Origin of the sequence: Hansschlegelia zhihuaiae, assembly GCF_004103825.1 — a bacterium.
GTDB classification, from domain to species: Bacteria; Pseudomonadota; Alphaproteobacteria; order Rhizobiales; family Methylopilaceae; genus Methylopila; species Methylopila zhihuaiae.
This window is the reverse complement of the sequence record NZ_RYFI01000024.1, coordinates 18,139-35,543: the sequence shown is the minus strand read 5'-3', so window position 1 is coordinate 35,543 and position 17,405 is coordinate 18,139. Positions and strand designations below refer to the sequence as shown.

12 protein-coding genes and 1 tRNA gene are annotated in these 17,405 nt (G+C 69.5%); 6 read left to right on the top strand and 7 right to left on the bottom strand.

Features of this window, described 5'->3' with window-relative positions; all coding sequences use genetic code 11:
• Window positions 1-27: 27 nt before the first annotated feature.
• From EK403_RS19475 to EK403_RS19440, 6 genes are all read right to left on the bottom strand, one after another.
• Window positions 28-1,656, bottom strand: a complete 1,629-nt coding sequence (locus tag EK403_RS19475; RefSeq protein ID WP_128779124.1) for an ABC transporter ATP-binding protein — start codon at window positions 1,654-1,656, stop codon at window positions 28-30.
• Window positions 1,653-2,879: an ABC transporter permease gene (locus EK403_RS19470; RefSeq protein ID WP_128779123.1), complete on the bottom strand. Its 1,227-nt coding sequence runs from the start codon at window positions 2,877-2,879 to the stop codon at window positions 1,653-1,655. Before EK403_RS19470 ends, EK403_RS19475 begins: the two co-directional genes overlap by 4 nt.
• Before the next feature lie 167 nt (window positions 2,880-3,046).
• Window positions 3,047-4,162 carry a microcin C ABC transporter permease YejB gene (locus EK403_RS19465; RefSeq protein ID WP_128779122.1) on the bottom strand — a complete coding sequence of 372 codons (1,116 nt, stop codon included), beginning with the start codon at window positions 4,160-4,162 and terminating at the stop codon, window positions 3,047-3,049.
• Between the two features lie 551 nt (window positions 4,163-4,713).
• On the bottom strand, window positions 4,714-6,645 hold the full coding sequence (locus EK403_RS19450; protein ID WP_128779152.1) for an extracellular solute-binding protein: 1,932 nt from the start codon (window positions 6,643-6,645) through the stop codon (window positions 4,714-4,716).
• Between the two features lie 149 nt (window positions 6,646-6,794).
• The gene (locus EK403_RS19445) at window positions 6,795-8,657 is read right to left on the bottom strand and encodes an extracellular solute-binding protein (RefSeq protein ID WP_128779121.1); all 1,863 of its coding nucleotides are present in this window, start codon (window positions 8,655-8,657) and stop codon (window positions 6,795-6,797) included.
• Between the two features lie 194 nt (window positions 8,658-8,851).
• Window positions 8,852-10,414 carry a c-type cytochrome gene (locus EK403_RS19440; RefSeq protein ID WP_128779120.1) on the bottom strand — a complete coding sequence of 521 codons (1,563 nt, stop codon included), beginning with the start codon at window positions 10,412-10,414 and terminating at the stop codon, window positions 8,852-8,854.
• A 244-nt stretch (window positions 10,415-10,658) separates the two neighbouring features.
• Here EK403_RS19440 and EK403_RS19435 point away from each other — a divergent pair, with 244 nt between their 5' ends.
• From EK403_RS19435 to EK403_RS19420, 4 genes are all read left to right on the top strand, one after another.
• Window positions 10,659-11,423 (top strand): 3-deoxy-manno-octulosonate cytidylyltransferase, encoded by a 765-nt coding sequence (locus EK403_RS19435; protein ID WP_128779119.1) that lies wholly within the window; start codon window positions 10,659-10,661, stop codon window positions 11,421-11,423.
• Window positions 11,420-12,319, top strand: coding sequence for a prephenate dehydratase (locus tag EK403_RS19430; protein WP_280986768.1), 900 nt, complete (start codon window positions 11,420-11,422; stop codon window positions 12,317-12,319). The genes EK403_RS19435 and EK403_RS19430 overlap by 4 nt, the downstream gene beginning before the upstream one ends.
• Window positions 12,320-12,385: 66 nt before the next feature.
• A tRNA-Thr gene (locus EK403_RS19425) sits at window positions 12,386-12,461 on the top strand.
• A gap of 101 nt (window positions 12,462-12,562) precedes the next feature.
• Window positions 12,563-13,039 carry a tellurite resistance TerB family protein gene (locus EK403_RS19420; RefSeq protein WP_128779118.1) on the top strand — a complete coding sequence of 159 codons (477 nt, stop codon included), beginning with the start codon at window positions 12,563-12,565 and terminating at the stop codon, window positions 13,037-13,039.
• A 271-nt stretch (window positions 13,040-13,310) separates the two neighbouring features.
• Here the strand turns inward: EK403_RS19420 and EK403_RS19415 are convergent, their stop codons facing one another.
• Entirely contained in the window at window positions 13,311-13,985 is a 675-nt protein-coding gene (locus EK403_RS19415) for a YggS family pyridoxal phosphate-dependent enzyme (RefSeq protein ID WP_128779117.1), read from the bottom strand.
• A gap of 215 nt (window positions 13,986-14,200) precedes the next feature.
• Between EK403_RS19415 and leuS the strand changes: the two genes are divergently transcribed.
• Window positions 14,201-16,825, top strand: coding sequence for a leucine--tRNA ligase (leuS, locus tag EK403_RS19410; RefSeq protein ID WP_128779116.1), 2,625 nt, complete (start codon window positions 14,201-14,203; stop codon window positions 16,823-16,825).
• Window positions 16,812-17,357, top strand: coding sequence for an LPS assembly lipoprotein LptE (lptE, locus tag EK403_RS19405; RefSeq protein ID WP_128779115.1), 546 nt, complete (start codon window positions 16,812-16,814; stop codon window positions 17,355-17,357). The genes leuS and lptE overlap by 14 nt, the downstream gene beginning before the upstream one ends.
• The last annotated feature ends 48 nt before the right edge of the window (window positions 17,358-17,405 follow it).

Here is a 17,405-nt window from a genome sequence, read left to right as displayed (position 1 = left end):
CCGGGAGCAGGCCGCGATCGTCGTGCTTCACTGCGCCACCGCCTGGACCGCCCGCGCCTCGAGATCGAAAGCCGCGGCGAGCAGCGCGCGGGTGTAGTCGGTCTTCGGCGCCGTCATCAACTCGGCCGCCGGACCTGCCTCCACCACCTTGCCGTGGCGCATCACCACGACCTCGTTGGCGAGCGCGCGCACCACCCTCAGATCGTGGCTGATGAACAGGAAGGACAGCTTGCGCCGCGCCTGGACGTCGCGCAGCAGGTCGACGATCTGGGCCTGCACGGACTTGTCGAGGGCGCTGGTCGGCTCGTCGAGCACGATGAAGGCCGGGTCGAGCGCGAGCGCCCTCGCGATCGCGATGCGCTGGCGCTGACCACCGGAGAATTCGTGCGGGTAGCGGTCCATGGCGGCGGGGTCGAGCCCGACATCGGCGAGCGCCCGGGCGACGATCTCGCGCTTTTCCGCCGGTTTCGGCTTCCGGCCTTGCACGCCGAGCCCCTCGGCCACGATGTCGAGCACCGACATGCGTGGGCTGAGCGATCCGTAGGGGTCCTGGAAGACGATCTGCATGTCCTTGCGGAACGGCCGCATGGCCGAGAAACCGAGGCCGGCAAGGTCCTGCCCGAGATAGGCGACGCGGCCCTCGCTCGAGATCAGCCTGAGGATCGCGAGGCCGAGCGTGGTCTTGCCGGAACCGGATTCGCCCACCACGCCGACGGTCTGGCCTTCTCGCACCACGACGCTGACGCCGTCGACCGCCTTCACGTGACCCACCGTGCGGCGCAGGAAGCCGCGCTTGATCGGGAACCAGACCTTGAGATCGTCGACCTCGACCAGCGGCTTCGCGCTCGCGTCCGCCGGAGGCGGCGCGCCCTTGGGCTCGGCGGCCAGAAGTTTCTTGGTGTAGGCGTGCTCGGGCGCGGAGAACACGCGCGCCGTCTCGCCCTGCTCCACGATCTTGCCTTGCGTCATCACGCAGACCCGGTCGGAGATCTTGCGCACCACGCCGAGGTCGTGGGTGATGAACAGCATCGCCATGCCGAGCCGCGCCTGCAGCTCCTTCAGCAGGGCGAGGATCTGCGCCTCGACCGTGACGTCGAGCGCGGTCGTCGGCTCGTCGGCGATCAGCAGGTCCGGCTCGTTCGCGAGCGCCATCGCGATCATCACGCGCTGGCGCTGGCCGCCGGAGAGCTGGTGCGGGAAGGAGTCGAGGCGGCTTTCGGGTTCCGGAATGCCGACCTGGGCCAGCAGCTCGAGCGTCCGGGCCCGGCATTTCGCGTTCGACCAGCCGCGATGGACCTTCAGGATCTCGCCGATCTGCCGCTCGATCGTGTGGAGCGGGTTGAGCGACGTCATGGGCTCCTGGAAGACCATGGAGATGTCGGCGCCCCGGACCTTGCGAAGCTCGCTCTCGGGCGCCTTCAGCAGATCGCGCCCGTCGAACAGGATTTCGCCTGACGGGTGGCTGGCGGCCGGGTAGGGCAGCAGCCGCACGATCGAGAGCGCGCTAACCGACTTGCCCGACCCGCTCTCGCCGACGAGCGCGAGCGTCTCGCCCTTGGCGAGCTCGAACGAGACCCGGTCGACCGCGAGCGACTTTCCGCCCTCGACCTGGAAGGCGACGGAGAGGTCGCGGACGGAGAGGAGAGGGGCGCTCACCGGAACGTCTTCCGCGGGTCGAAGGCGTCGCGCACCGCCTCGCCGACGAAGATCAGCAGCGACAGCATGACGGCGATCACCAGGAAGCCCGAGACGCCGAGCCACGGCGCCTGGAGGTTCGACTTGCCCTGCGCCAGCAGTTCACCGAGCGAGGGCGAGCCGGGCGGCAGGCCGAAGCCGAGGAAGTCGAGCGCGGTGAGCGTCGTGATCGAGCCCGACAGGATGAAGGGCATGAAGGTCAGGGTCGCCACCATGGCGTTGGGCAGCAGGTGCCGGAACATGATCGCGCCGTTCGAGACGCCGAGCGCGCGGGCCGCGCGGACATATTCGAAGTTCCGGCCCCGCAGGAACTCGGCCCGCACCACGCCGACCAGCGCCACCCAGGAGAACAGCAGCAGGATGCCGAGCAGCACCCAGAAATTGGGAGCGAGCACCGAGGACAGGATGATGAGGAGGTAAAGCGTCGGGATCGAGGTCCAGATCTCGATGAAGCGCTGGAACAGAAGGTCGGTCCAGCCGCCGAAATAACCCTGCACCGCGCCGGCCGCGACGCCGATGGCCGAGGACAGGATGGCGAGCACGAGGCCGAACAGCACCGACAGCCGGAAGCCGTAGAGCAGCCGCGCGAAGACGTCGCGGCCCTGGTCGTCGGTGCCGAGCCAGTTCCATTCGATGTCGGAGCAGCTTTTCGCCCGTGGCGCGCCGGCGTCGGCGCGCGCGGCGTCGCCCCCGGGGGTGCGGTCGGCCGCGGCCTTGGCGCATTGCTCGTCGGTGAGCAGCCAGGTCGGCGGGGAGGGGGCCGGGGTCGGCAGGTTCAGGTTGATCGTGTCGTAGGAGTAGCGCACCGGCGGCCAGACCATGTAGCCGCCCGACTTCCGGATCAGGTCCTGCAGATAGGGGTCGCGGTAGTCGGCCTCGGTCTCGAAGTCGCCCCCGAAGGTCGTCTCCGAATAGGTCTGCAGCGCGGGGACATAGAAGGCGCCGTCATATTTCACGAGGAACGGCTTGTCGTTCGCGATGAACTCCGCGAACAGGCTGACCACGAAGATCGCGAGGAACAGCCAGAACGACCACCAGCCGCGCTGGTTCGCGCGGAAATTCGAGAGCCGCCTCCGGTTGATCGGCGACAGTCTTCCGCGTGGGCCAGGGACCGCCGGCGTCGCTGGCGGCGCGGCGGCCGGCGCATGGCCTTCGGGCGGCGGGCTGGCGAAGGCGTCGCTCATCCGCGTCCGCCTGGCGGAAGCCGCCTACGTGCTTCGAGACGGCTTGCTGACGCAAGCCTCCTCAGCATGAGGTCGGTGGAGGATGGCAGGCTCAAACGATCCTCATGCTGAGGAGGCCCGAAGGGCCGTTTCGAAGCACGCAGTTCGATCGGACCGAGAGTCACCCGTCAGACCTCCCGCGTCTCGAAGTCGATGCGGGGGTCGACCCACATGTAGGAGAGGTCGGAGACTAGCGTGACCACGAGTCCGAGCAGCGAGAAGATGTAGAGGTTGGCGAACACGACCGCGTAGTCGCGGTTGAGGATCGACTCGAAGCCGAGCAGCCCGAGCCCGTCGAGCGAGAAGATTTGCTCGATCAGCAACGCGCCGGTGAAGAACGCGCCGATGAAGGCGCCGGGAAATCCCGCGATCATGATCAGCATCGCGTTGCGGAAGACGTGGCCGTAGAGCACCTGAGTCTCGGTCAGGCCCTTCATCCGCGCGGTCTGGACATACTGTTTCCGGATCTCGTCCAGGAATGAGTTCTTGGTCAGCAGGGTGGTGGTGGCGAAGGCCGAGATCGCGAGCGCCAGCAGCGGCAGCGTCATGTGCCAGGCGTAGTCGACGATCTTGCCCCAGAGCGACAGCTGATCCCAGTTGTCGGAGGTGAGGCCGCGCAGCGGGAACCAGTCGAGGAAGGTGCCCCCGGCGAACAGCACGATCAGCAGGATCGCGAACAGGAAGCCCGGGATCGCGTAGCCGATCACGATGACCGACGACGTCCAGACATCGAAGCGCGAGCCGTCCCCGACCGCCTTGGCGATGCCGAGCGGCACGCTGATCATGTAGGAGATCAGCGTCATCCAGAGCCCGAGAGAGATCGACACCGGCATCTTCTCGACGATGAGGTCGACCACGTCGATGTCGCGGAAATAGGAGCGCCCGAAGTCGAAGCGGGCGTAGTCCCAGATCATCTTGGCGAAACGCTCATGCGCCGGCTTGTCGAAGCCGAACTGCTTCTCGAGCTGCTTGATGAATTCCGGGTCGAGCCCCTGCGCCCCGCGATACTTGGACGTGATCGGGTCGTTCGATGCGCCGCGCTGGGCGTCGACCGCGCGCGACAAATCGCTGCCCGACCCGCCCGAGATCCGGTCGGTCGCGCCGGTCCCCTGGCCCGTCACCTGCGCGATGACGCGCTCCACCGGCCCGCCGGGCGCGAACTGGATGATGACGAACGACACCAGCATGATCCCGAGCAGCGTCGGGATCATCAGCAGGATGCGGCGGGAGATGTAGGCGAGCACTACTCCCCTCCCCCCCCCTCGGGGGGGGGGGGGGGGGGGGGGGGGGGGGGGGGGGGGGGGGGGGGGGGGGGGGGGGGGGGGGGGGGGGGGGGGGGGGGGGGGGGGGGGGGGGGGGGGGGGGGGGGGGGGGGGGGGGGGGGGGGGGGGGGGGGGGGGGGGGGGGGGGGGGGGGGGGGGGGGGGGGGGGGGGGGGGGGGGGGGGGGGGGGGGGGGGGGGGGGGGGGGGGGGGGGGGGGGGGGGGGGGGGGGGGGGGGGGGGGGGGGGGGGGGGGGGGGGGGGGGGGGGGGGGGGGGGGGGGGGGGGGGGGGGGGGGGGGGGGGGGGGGGGGGGGGGGGGGGGGGGGGGGGGGGGGGGGGGGGGGGGGGGGGGGGGGGGGGGGGGGGGGGGGGGGGGGGGGCGGGGGGGGGGGGGGGGGGGGGGGGGGGGGGGGTGCGGGCGGCGCCGTTGAAGAATTCGCCGAGAGGCCGCCTATCCTGAAAGCGCGCCGCCGTCACCCCCACCCTTACCCTCCCCTCAAGGGAGAGAGGATCGGCGAACGCGGCGTCCGTCCTCACGCCTTCACCCCGGACTTCGCGGCCTTGTCCTCATCCCACCACCAGACTTCCGGCGCTCCGCGGGCGAAGCGGGGCTTTTCCGCCGGATGGCCGAAGGCGTCCCAGTAGGCGAGCGTGTGGCTGCCCTTGTGCCAGGCCGGGACCCAACTGCGGATCGAGCGGAGCACGCGGTCGAGGGCGCGGCAGGCGAGGTTGAGCTCGTCGCGGGACTTGGCGGCGACGATCTTCTCGATCAGCGCGTCGACCGCGGGGTCGGCGATCCCCGAAATGTTCTGCGAGCCCGGGATCGTGGCGGATTCGGACGAATAGACCTGCCGCAGGCCCTCGCCCGGCGTGTCGGACATCGACAGCCGCTGGCTCACGACGTCGAAGTCGAAATTGTTGGTGCGCTGCTGGTATTGCGCAGGGTCCACCAGGCGGATCGTCGCCTCCACGCCAAGAACCTTCAATGTGCTGATGAATTTGGAGACGTGCTTGTTGAGCCCGTTGTCGAACTCCAGGAACTCTATCGTCAGCGCCTCGCCGTCGGAGTTGACGGCGCGGCCATCCTTGACCGTATAGCCGGCGTCCCTCAGCAGGCCGATCGCCTCGCGCAGCAGCTTGCGGTCCTGACCCGAGCCGTCTGTCACAGGCGGCACGGAGGGCTCGCCGAACACCTCGTCGGCGACCTTGCCGCGGAACGGCTCCAGCAGCGCGAGCTCGGCGCCTTGCGGCGCGCCCGTCGCCATCATCTCAGGCGCGCCCTGGAACACGGAAGACGTGCGCTTGTAGGCGTCGAACATCAGGTTGCGGTTCATCCACTCGAAGTCGAAGGCGAGGTTGAGCGCCTTCCTGACCCGCACGTCCTGGAACTTCTTGCGGCGCAGGTTGAAGAACCAGCCCTGGCCGCCGGAGGGCGTGAGGTCCGGCAGCGTCTCGCGCGTCACCCTGCCTTCGCGCACGCCGGGGAAGTCGTAGCCGGTCGCCCAGGTCCGCGAGGTGAACTCCTCGCGAAACAGATAGGCGCGGGCCTTGAAGGCTTCGAAGCCGACGTCCCGGTCGCGGAAGAACTCGAAGCGCACGCGTTCGAAATTGTTCTGCCCGACATTCACGGGCAGGGCCGCGGCCCAGTAGTCCGCGACCCGGTCGAACTCGATAAGGCGCCCCTGTGCGAGCCGCCCGACCCTGTAGGGACCGGAACCGAGCGGCGCCTCGAGCGTGGCGTCGTCGAACGACTTCTTCGAGTAATAGGCTTTCGAGAAGATCGGCAGCGCGGCCAGCGTCAGCGGCAGGTCGCGAGTGCGCTTCGGCGACAGCCGCAGGATGCAGACGTCCGGCGCCTCGACCTCGACCGCCTCGAGGTCGCGGATGGCCTGCGAGACCAGCGGATGGCCCTTGGCCTTCAGGGTCTCGAGCGACCACTTCACGTCGTCGGCCGTGAGCTTCGAGCCGTCGTGGAAGCGCGCCTCGGGCCGCAGACGGAAGCGGTAGGCGAGGCCGTCGCCCGAGACCGCGACCGACTTCGCCACGAGCCCGTAGAGCGCGTCCGGCTCGTCCTGCGCGCGGGCCATCAGCGTGTCGAAGGTCAGCCCCATGCCTTGAGCGCCGTCACCCTTCAGGATGTAGGCGTTCAGCGTGTTGAAGGTGGTCAGGCTCTGGTTGAGCGAGGTGGTGGGCGCGATCTGGCTGAAGGAGCCGGCCTTGGGCGCGTCCGGCCGGACATAGTCGAAATGCTTGAAATCTGCCGGGTATTTGAGCTCGCCGAAGGCCGACAGGCCATGGCGCTCCGGCCCGAAGGCCCTCGGGTCGCCGGAGGCTTCCGGGGCCGCCGCTGCGCCTTCCGCTTGCGCGCGGGCGGCGCGCGGCGCAAGCGCGGGAAGGGCCGCGGCCGCGCCGATGTAGAGAAGGGCCTCGCGGCGGGAGACCCGCGACGGTCCCTCCCCTTGCAAAGGGGAGGGTGGACGGGCGAAGCCCGGCCGGGTGGGGATCGGGCCGGATCGAGCTTCACGACCCAAGTCCCCTCCCGACCTCGCCTTCGGCTCGGCCACCCTCCCCGCTGCCGCGGGGCAGGGAGGATGCGTCGCGCTCGTCCTGTCGCTCAACTCCGCCCTCCGGCGGCCTTGGCCTTCTCGGCGTCCCACCACCACACCGTCGGGAACAGCGAGCCGCGCGGCGGCAGGTTGGCGGGCCGCGAGAAGCGGTCCCAGCGCGCGGTGCGGTCCTCGACGCTGGTGAACTGCGGGACGACATAGTTGTGGGCGAGCAGGACGCGGTCCAGCGCGCGGGTCGCGGCGGTCAGCTCCTCGCGATCGCGCGCGTAGATGATCTTCTCGATCAGCGCATCGACGCCGGCGTCCTTGATGCCCACGAAGTTCTGCGAGCCGGGCACGTCCGCGGCCTGGCTTCCCCACTGGTCGCGCTGCTCGTTGCCGGGCGACAGCGACTGGCCCCAGCCGACCGTCACCATGTCGAAGTCGAAGGAGCGGATGCGGTTCACATACTGGCTGTCGTCCAGCAGCCGCATGGTCACCTCGACGCCGAGCCGCTCGAGCGCCGGCTTGTAGAAGGACAGGAGCCGCTCCCCGCTCGGATCCTGATAGATGAACTCGACCTTGAACGCCTCGCCCTGGGCGTTGCGGAGCGCGGGCTTGCCGCCCTCGCGGCTCACTGTCCAGCCCGCCTGCTTCAACAGGTCGACGGCCTCTCGCAGGTTCTTGCGCGCCGCCTCGGGCGAGCCGCCCACCGGGTTCCTGTACTCGGTGGTGAAGACCTCGGGCGGGACCTTGTCCTTGACGCTTTCGAGGATCTCCTTCTCGCGGCCTTCCGGCAGCCCCTTGGACGCAAGCTCGGTGCCGAAGAAGTAGCTGTCGATCCGGACATACTGCCCGAACATGATGGTCTTGTTGATCTCCTCGAAGTCGAAGGCGAGGTTGAAGGCGCGCCGGACCCGCGGGTCCTTGAACTTGTCGCGGCGCAGATTGAAGGCGTAGCCCTGCATCCGGCCGGACTGGCTGTCCTTGAACTTCTCGAGGATAACACGCTTCTCGGCCACGGCCGGGAACTGGTAGGCGGTCGCCCAGTTCTTGGCGCTGTTCTCCTCGCGATAGTCGAACTGGTCGCCCTTGAAGGCCTCGACCAGCACGGTCATGTCGCGGAAATAGTCGAAGCGCATCTCGTCGAAATTGTAGGTCCCGATCCGCACGGGGAGCTTCGCGCCCCAATAGTCCGGGACGCGCTCATAGGAGACCCAGCGGCCCGGCGCGAAATCCTTGACCCGGTAGGGTCCCGAGCCGAGCGGCTTTTCGAGCGCGCCTTCCTCGATGTTGCGCTTGCGGCCCTGCGGGTCCGTCCCCTCCCACCAGTGCTTCGGCAGGATCTGGATCTGGCCGGTGATCTGCGGCAGCTCGCGGTTGCCGGGGCCGGCGAAGGTGAACGTGACCTCGCCCTCGCCGGTCTGCTCCGCCTTCGCAACGTCGTGGTAGTAACGCGACATCAGCGGATTGATGCGCTTCAGCGTCTCGAAGGACCAGATCACGTCCTCGACCGTGACGGGCTTGCCGTCCTGCCATTTCGCCTCGGGGCGCAGGCGGTAGGTGACCGAGGAATAGTCGGCGGGGTAACGCACGCTCTCGGCGATCAGCCCGTACTCGGTCGCCGGTTCATCCAGCGCCTCGGTCATCAGCGTGTCGTAGAGCAGGTTCGTGCCGGCGGCGGGGTTCCCCTTCGGGATGAAGGCGTTGAAGCTGTCGAAGGTGCCGAAGGCGCCGAGCCTCACCGTCCCGCCTTTCGGCGCGTCCGGATTGACATAGTCGAAATGCTTGAAGCCGGCCGGATATTTGACGTCGCCGAACAGCGACAGGCCATGCCGCCATTGGGGCTCCGACGGCGGCGCCGGCGCCTGGGCGGCGGCGGGCGAGATCGCGAGCAGAGCGGCGAGCGCGGCGGCGAGGCGGAGCGTCATCGGCGGCGGGTCATCCTCGGACGTTTGAGAGCTCACGGACCGTCTGGCCCCGCATTATGTCGCGAAAGTGGAGCCAAGCCAGCGTGGCGCCGCCCGGCGCGCCGACGTGACGCGATCGTGAGACGGCCGGCCCGGAACGGAAAAAGGCCGGGCGTCGCCGCCCGGCCTTCGCGTTTTCCGAGGCTGACGTCCGGTTACTTGCCGGGGATCGGCGCCGGGCTGTCCGAATTCTTGTTCAGGAACGCGATGATGTTGGCGCGCTCCTGGGCGTCCTTGACGCCCGGGAACGCCATCATCGTGCCGGGCACGACCTTGGCCGGGTCCTCGAGCCATTTGTCGAGCAGCGCGAAGTCCCACGGGCCCTGCTCGTGCTTCTTGAACTCGTCGGAATATTCGAAGTCCGCGACGTGGCCGTGCTTCGTGCCGACGATGCCGTAGAGGTTCGGGCCGGCGATCGTCTCGCCGCCCTTGTTCAGGCTGTGGCAGACGCCGCACTGCGCCTCGGTGGCCTTCTGGCCCGCGTCGACGTCCGCTGAGGCGAGCAGCTTCGCGACGTCGCCGCCGCCGGCCGCAGGGGCCGGGGATGCGGCCGGAGCCGCCGCCTGGTCGGTGGGCTTGGCCGGCTCCGCAGGCTTGGGCGTCGGCGCCGCGGCGGCCGGCTTGTCGGCCTCGGCGCCGCCGCCGCTCTGCTCGTTCATGGGCTTCGGCGCCTGCTGGCCGGCCGGCGAGGCCTCGGCCTTCTTCTCGGCCGGAGCCGGAGCGGGGGCCGCGCCTTCCTTCTTCTCGCCGCCAGCCGCGGGAGCGGCCGCGCCGCCGCCGAGATCGGCCGGCTTGTCGGAGTTCTTGTTGAGATAGGCGATCAGCGCGGCGCGGTCGTCCTCGCTCTTGATGCCCGCGAACGACATCGAGGTGCCGTTGATGTAGCCCTTCGGGTTCTCGAGCCACTTGTTCAGGTTGTCGACGTCCCAGACCTTGTCGGATGTCTTCTTCATCGCCTCGGAGTAGCCGAAGCCTTCCTGGTGGGCGTGCTTCAGGCCGACGATGCCGTAGAGGTTCGGGCCGGCCTTGGCCGGGCCGCCCTTGTCGAAGCCGTGGCAGGCGGCGCAGCGCTTGGCGATCGACTCGCCTTTCGACGGGTCGGCCGCCGCCACTTTGGCCGCGAAGCCGCCGCCCGCTCCGCCAGCCGCCGGCGCGCCGCCGGCCGCCTCGCCGCCCGCCGGCGCCTTGGGCAGTTCCTTCGGGCTGTCGGAGTTCTTGTTGAGATAGGCGAGCAGGTTCGCTCGCTCTTCGGGGTTCTTGATCCCCGCGAAGGACATCGAGGTGCCGTTGATGTAGCCCTTCGGGTTCTCGAGCCACTTGTCGAGGTTCTCGAAGTCCCAGACCTTGTCGGCGGTCTTCTTCATCGCCTCGGAGTAGCCGAAGCCCTCCATATGCGCGTGCTTCAGGCCGACGATGCCGTAGAGGTTCGGGCCGGCCTTGGCCGGGCCGCCCTTGTCGAAGCCGTGGCAGGCCGCGCAGCGCTTGGCGACCGACTCGCCCTTCGCGGGATCGGCGCTCGCGAGCAGAGCGAGGGCGCCCGGGGCCGCTCCTCCGCCGCCCGCGGCCTTGCCCTCCGACTCCTTGACCGCGATGTCGTAGCCGGGCTTTTCGGGCTTCTTCTGGTGGAATATCTCTTCGACGAGGACATTGACGCCGAGCAGGACGGTCAGCGTGCCGAGAACGGCGCCCGCGATCTTGTTCAGTTGAAACGTGTCCATTTCCGCTCCGGCTACCCGACGGGAAAAGGCCGAGGCGTCCCGTGACGACGCGAGGTCCGTCTCCCGATGGCGTCATAGGTCGGCGACCCGCGAAGCGGCCCGCCTTGAGGCGGCGGCACGCTACCCGCTTTTGCGCGACGCCCGCAACTCAGCTATCACGCTTGCGCATTGCTACCTTATGCTGAGCCGTCACTTTCCCAAGCGTGTGAAAGGCTTAGGAAATCCGGCGCTTTCTGGAGTTGGGATGCCTACAATCCGCGCGCCTCTGCGACCGTTGGTCCTCGTGCCGGCGCGGCTCGGCGCGACCCGCCTGCCGGACAAGCCGCTCGCCGACATTCACGGCGAGCCGATGATCGTCCATGTCTGGCGGCGCGCCTCGGAGGCGGGCGTCGGGCCGGTGGTGGTGGCGACCGATTCGGAGAGGGTCGTGGAGGCCGTGACCGCGGCCGGCGGCCAGGCCGTGATGACGCGGGCCGACCACCCCTCGGGCTCGGACCGCATCCGCGAGGCGCTGGCGGCGATCGATCCCGATCGCGACTTCAACGTCGTGCTGAACGTGCAGGGCGACCTGCCGACGATCGACCCGGCGGCGATCCGCGCGAGTCTGAAGCCGCTCGACGAGCCGGAGGTCGGCATCGCCACCCTGGTGGCCGAGATCACGCGCGAGGAGGAGAAGACCGCGCCGAGCGTCGTCAAGATGATCGGGAGCGAGATCGCCCCCGGACGCTTCCGCTGCCTCTGCTTCACGCGCGCCACCGCCCCGACCGGGCCGGGGCCGCTCTATCACCACATCGGCCTCTACGCCTACCGCCGGGATGCGCTCGAACGCTTCGTCTCGCTGCCGCCCTCGCCGCTCGAACTCCGCGAGAAGCTCGAGCAGTTGCGCGCGCTCGAGGCCGGCATGCGGATCGACGCCGTCGCGGTCGACGTCACGCCGCTCGGCGTCGACACGCCCGACGACCTGGAGCGCGCCCGCGCCCTCCTGACGCGCGGCGGCCGCGCATCGTGAGCCCGGCTTCGGCCAGCGGCCGGATCGCCTATCAGGGCGAGCCCGGCGCGAATTCGCACATGGCCTGCGACCTCGCCTTTCCGAAGATGACGGCGCTGCCCTGCGCGACCTTCGAGGACGCCTTCGCGGCGGTCGCGGGCCACGCCATCGCGCCCGGCCAGCGGGTGCGCCGCGACGAGCACGCCGAGCTCGCCATGATCCCGATCGAGAACTCGGCCAACGGCCGGGTCGCGGACGTCCATCATCTGATGCCGCTCGCCCGCCTCCACATCGTCGGCGAAGTCTTCATGCCGATCCATCACCAGCTGCTCGCGCCCAAAGGCGCGACGTTGCAGACCATCAAGACGGTGCAGAGCCACGTCCAGGCGCTCGGGCAGTGCCGCGCCAAGATCCGCGAGCTGTCCTTGCGCGCCGTGATCGGCGAGGACACCGCTGGCTCGGCGCGCGAGGTCGCGGCGGCCGGCGACCCGACGCGCGCCGCGCTTGCGTCGCGGCTCGCGGCCGACATCTACGGGCTCGACGTGCTGGCCGAGGACGTCGAGGACGCGGCCAACAACACGACGCGCTTCGTCGTGCTGTCGCGCGACGGCGCCTGGGCGAAGTCCGGCGCGGGGCCGACGGTCACGAGCTTCGTGTTCCGCGTCCGCAACATCCCGGCCGCCCTCTACAAGGCGCTCGGCGGCTTCGCGACCAACGGGATCAACATGACGAAGCTCGAGAGCTACCAGCTCGACGGCGCGTTCACCGCCACCCAGTTCTACGCCGACGTGGAGGGACATCCGCAGGAGCCGGCGCTCGGCCGCGCGCTCGAGGAGCTCAAATTCTTCTGCGAGGAGCTCGCGATCCTTGGCGTGTATCCCGCCGACCCGTTCCGCGCGAAGCAGAACAAGGCCTGAGCGCGCTCGGGGCGCGCCCGATCTTGCGCGGCGCCGGCGGTTTCGCTACAGCGTGCGTCGTCCTGCGCCGCAATAGCTCAGCTGGTAGAGCACGTCATTCGTAATGACGGGGTCGGGGGTTCGAGTCCCTCTTGCGGCACCAGTCCCCATCGCGTCTTCGCCGTCGGCAGGCCGCTGCAACGAACGCGCCGCCGGTCGCGTTAGCAGCTTCAATGGCGGCTTCAGCCGTCGCTGGAATTTGCCATGCTCGACACGCTACGCCGCTTCCTGACCGACCTCGCCGGCTCCGACGAGCACGACCATTTCGCGGTCGACGACTACCGGGTCGCCGCGGCGGCGCTGCTGGTCAACCTCGCGGGCGTGGACGGCGTCGTGGATCCCGCCGAGAAAAGCGCGCTCCACGATGTGCTGAAGTCGCATTTCGATCTCGACGAGGCCGGGACGGCCGAGCTCATCGGCGCGGCCAAGCGCCGGGAGGCCGACGCCGTCGACCTCTACGCCTTCACGAGCGTGCTGAAACGCTCACTCGACGCGGAAGCGCGCGCCGGGGTGATCGAGATGATGTGGGAGATCGTCTTCGCCGACGGTTCGGTGCATGAGCTTGAGGACAACGTCGTGTGGCGCGCCGCCGAATTGCTTGGCGTGTCGACCCGCGAACGGGTCGAGCTCAAGCGGCGCATCGCGGCCCGCGCCCGGTCGCTCGGCGCCGAGCCGGCCTGAGGTTTCCCTGAATGGGACGCGGCCCGTCTCGCAGCCTGCGAGCCGTTTCGCAAAATGCGACGCCGATTGCGATAGTGCTTATTGAAGCCATCAAGATGTGGCCCGTCCTCGTCGCGCGCCGCAATATCTAGCGGTCTTGAGGCCCCATTAGGGTTGGCAAGCCGTTTGCGACGGTTAGTTCAGCCGGATCTGGTATTGCGTACCGGCATCCGTTCGGGCGGAAGGGGGGCGTTCCCGACCCCATGCGACTCCCCTTCCGCACCGAGCGCGCTCAGGCCTTCTCCCGCTCTCCGAAGATCGCGCTGCCGACTCTGACATGGGTCGCGCCCATCGCGATCGCTTCGGCGAAATCCGCGCTCATCCCCATCGACAGGCCTGTCAGCCCATTCCGCGTCGCGAGCTTCTCGAGCAGCGCGAAATAGGGGGAGGGCGGCTCGTCGATCGGCGGGATGCACATCAGCCCCCGGACGTCGAGGCCGAGCTCGTCCCGGCACTCGATTACGAAGCGATCGACGTCGCCCGGAGCGACGCCCGCCTTTTGCGGCTCCTCGCCGACATTGACCTGAAGGAAGACTTTCAGGCGCCGGCGCTGCGTCTCCATTTCCTGCGCGAGCGCCCGGGCGATCTTCGGCCGGTCGACCGAGTGGATCACGTCGAACAGAGCGACGGCGTCGGCCGCCTTGTTGGACTGCAGCGGGCCGATGAGATGGAGCTCGACGCCGGGATGAAGCGCCCGGAGCGCCGGCCATTTGCCTTGCGCCTCCTGCACGCGGTTCTCGCCGAAGGCCCGGTGGCCGGCGGCCAGCACCGGCTCGATGTCGGGCGCCCCGAAGGTCTTCGACACCGCGATGAGCTCGACCCCGCCTTCCGGGCGGCCGGCCTGGCGTTCGGCGCGGCGGATCGCGTTGAGGACGGATTCGAGGCGTGCGGCGGCGTCGGCGGTCAAGGGGGCTCTCAACGGTTTTGCAAATCTCAGAGATAGGCGATTGCGTTTTTCGTCGCCAGTTTTGTCCGCCGTGTCCGCCGCGCCGCAGCCCTCTTCGCCTGGCGTCGCGCCCGCTCCTGATCTGTTGACCCTCCAGCGCGTTCACGCCAAGGTCCGCGCGCTTTTCGCGGACGGCCGTCGCGCCGTCCGCCCTTTCAAGACGACTGGCGTAAACGATGACGACGGAGCGCTACAACACGCGCGAGGCCGAGCCGCGCTGGCAGGCGGCATGGAACGACAAGCGGCTGTTCGAGACCGCGGCCGACGACGGCCGGCCGAGCTATTACGTCCTCGAGATGTTCCCCTATCCGTCGGGGCGCATCCATATGGGCCATGTCCGCAACTACGCGATGGGCGACGTGGTGGCGCGCTACAAGCGCGCCAAGGGTTTTTCGGTGCTCCACCCGATGGGCTGGGACGCGTTCGGCCTGCCGGCAGAGAACGCCGCCATGGAGAAGAAGGTCCACCCCAAAGTCTGGACCTACGACAACATCGCGGCGATGCGCGACCAGCTGAAGTCGATCGGCCTGTCGCTCGACTGGTCGCGGGAGATCGCGACCTGCGACCCGGACTATTACGCCCAGCAGCAGCGCCTGTTCCTCGACTTCCTGAAGGCCGGGCTCGCCTATCGCCGCAAGTCCAAGGTCAATTGGGACCCGGTGGACAACACGGTGCTGGCCAACGAGCAGGTCATCGACGGCCGCGGCTGGCGATCCGGAGCGCTGGTCGAGCAGCGCGAGCTCACCCAGTGGTTCCTGAAGATCACCGCGTTCTCGGAGGACCTCCTGGCCGCATTGGACGAGCTGCCGCGGTGGCCCGAAAAAGTCCGGACGATGCAGAAGAACTGGATCGGCCGGTCTGAGGGCCTGTCGATCCGCTGGGAGATCGTGCGCGACGCCGCCCATGGCGGCTCGCCGACGCGCGAGATCGAGGTCTACACCACGCGGCCCGACACGCTGTTCGGCGCGAGCTTCGTGGCGCTGTCGCCCGACCATCCGGTCTCGGCCGCCTGCGCGGAGTGCGAGCCGGAGCTCGCGGCTTTCATCGAGGAGTGCCACCGCGCCGGCACCAGCGCCGCGGCGCTCGAGACCGCGGAGAAGAAGGGCTTCGACACCGGCCTGCGCGTCCGGCACCCGTTCGATCCCGACTGGGAGCTGCCGGTCTATGTCGCGAATTTCGTCCTGATGGACTACGGGACCGGGGCGATCTTCGCCTGTCCCGCCCACGACCAGCGCGACTTCGACTTTGCGACCAAATACGGCCTGCCGATCGTCCCCGTGGTCGCGCCCGAGGGGACCGATCCCGAAGCGCTGATCGCCGACGGCGCCTATGACGGCGACGGGCGGCTGGTGAACTCGCGCTTCCTCGACGGCATGACGGTCGACGAAGCGAAGGAGGAGGTCGCGCGCCGGCTCGAGGCCGAGACGCTGGACGCGACGCCGGTCGCGGCCCGCAAGGTCAACTGGCGCCTGCGCGACTGGGGGATCTCCCGCCAGCGCTACTGGGGCTGTCCGATCCCGGTGATCCATTGCGACGCCTGCGGAGTCGTGCCCGTCCCGGACGACCAGCTGCCGGTGCTGCTGCCGGAGGACGTCTCGTTCGACCGGCCCGGCAACCCGCTCGACCGCGACGATTCCTGGCGGAACGTGCCGTGCCCGACCTGCGGCGGTCCCGCGCATCGCGAGACCGATACGATGGACACGTTCGTGGACTCGTCCTGGTACTTCGCGCGTTTCACCGCTCCGAGGGCCGGGACGCCGACCGAGCCCGCGGTCGCGAATCGCTGGCTGCCGGTCGACCAGTATATCGGCGGCGTCGAGCACGCGATCCTGCACCTGCTCTACGCCCGCTTCTTCACCCGCGCCATGAAGGCGACGGGCCATGTCGGCATGGACGAACCCTTCGCGGGCCTGTTCACGCAAGGGATGGTCGTGCACGAGACTTATCGCGACGCCGACGGCCAGTGGGTCGCCCCGGCCGAGGTCAGGGTCGCGGAGGCCGACGGCGCGCGCGGCGCGGTCCGGATCTCGGATGGCCAGCCGGTCGAGATCGGCCCGATCGAGAAGATGTCGAAGTCGAAGAAGAACGTCATCGACCCGAACGACATCCTCGAGACCTACGGCGCCGACACGGCGCGCTGGTTCATGCTGTCGGACTCGCCGCCCGAGCGCGACGTGGTGTGGAGCGAGGCGGGGGTCGAGGGCGCGAGCCGGCGCGTGCAGCGCGTCTGGCGGCTCGCCAACGAGGCCGCGGCCAAGGGCGCGCTGAAGGGCGCCGCGGCGCCGGCTGAGTTCTCTGAGCCCGCGCTCGCGCTCCGCCGCGCCGCCCATGGCGCGCTCGCGCGCGTCGGGGAGGGGATCGAGAAATTCCACTTCAACGTCTGCGTCGCGGCCTCGAACGAGCTCACCAACGCACTGAGCCAGGCGCTGCAGGGCGACGCGGCCGTGGGCGAGGACATGGCCTTCGCGCTGCGCGAGGCGGCCGAGATCCTGGTGCTGATCGTCGCGCCCTTCGCGCCGCATCTTGCGGAAGAGTGCTGGGCCGCGCTCGGCCACGAGACGCTGGTCGCGGAGACGCCCTGGCCGGAGGCCGATCCGGCGCTGCTCGCCTCGGACGTCATCGTCTATCCGGTGCAGGTCAACGGCAAGAAGCGCGACGAGATCACGGTGCCGGTCGACGCCGACGCGGCCGCGATCGAGGCGCAGGTCCGCGCGCTCGAGGCGGTGGCTCGCGCGATCGGCGACAAGCCGATACGTAAGGTGATCGTGGTGCCGCGGAGAATCGTGAATGTGGTCGCCTGACGGAGCTTCCATCCGCCGGCTCGTCGCCGTCGGCGCCCTGGCGCTCGCGCTCGCGGGCTGCTTCCGGCCGGTCTATGGCGACGGCCCGGCGGCCGTGCTTCCGGGCAAGTCGGCGAGCGTCGACGTCGCGGCGGCGCTCAAGACCGTCGATATCCGCCCGATCGACGGCCGGGTCGGCGGCAAGATGCGCAACGAGCTGATCTTCCTGCTGCGCGGCGGCGACGCGGCCGGGCCGATCGCCTACCGGGTCAACGTCAAGCTGTCGCAATACGGCCAGTCCGCCGTGGTCGACCCGCTGGCCGGCATCCCGGAGACCCGCACGGTCACGCTGACCGCCGACTACACGATGACCCGGGCGGGGACCCTCGATTCGGTCGCGACCGGCAACGCGGTCGCGACCGCGACCTATTTCAGCGGGCTGCAGCGCTTCGCCAACATCCGCGCCGAACGCGACGCCGAGGACCGCGCCGCGACCCAGCTCGCCGAGCGCATCCGCTCCCGCCTCCAGGCCTATTTCGCCACCGGGAAGTGAAGGTCTGTCCTCCCTGCCCCGCGGCAGCGGGGAGGGTGGACCCGAGCG

Bases quoted from the DNA above. Each gene is read 5' to 3' on its own strand.
- EK403_RS19435 (WP_128779119.1), top strand. From the start codon at position 10,659: ATGCCTACAATCCGCGCGCCTCTGCGACCGTTGGTCCTCGTGCCGGCG.
- EK403_RS19470 (WP_128779123.1), bottom strand. From the start codon at position 2,879: ATGAGCGACGCCTTCGCCAGCCCGCCGCCCGAAGGCCATGCGCCGGCC.
- lptE (WP_128779115.1), top strand. From the start codon at position 16,812: ATGTGGTCGCCTGACGGAGCTTCCATCCGCCGGCTCGTCGCCGTCGGC.
- EK403_RS19420 (WP_128779118.1), top strand. From the start codon at position 12,563: ATGCTCGACACGCTACGCCGCTTCCTGACCGACCTCGCCGGCTCCGAC.
- EK403_RS19440 (WP_128779120.1), bottom strand. From the start codon at position 10,414: ATGGACACGTTTCAACTGAACAAGATCGCGGGCGCCGTTCTCGGCACG.
- EK403_RS19445 (WP_128779121.1), bottom strand. From the start codon at position 8,657: ATGACGCTCCGCCTCGCCGCCGCGCTCGCCGCTCTGCTCGCGATCTCG.
- leuS (WP_128779116.1), top strand. From the start codon at position 14,201: ATGACGACGGAGCGCTACAACACGCGCGAGGCCGAGCCGCGCTGGCAG.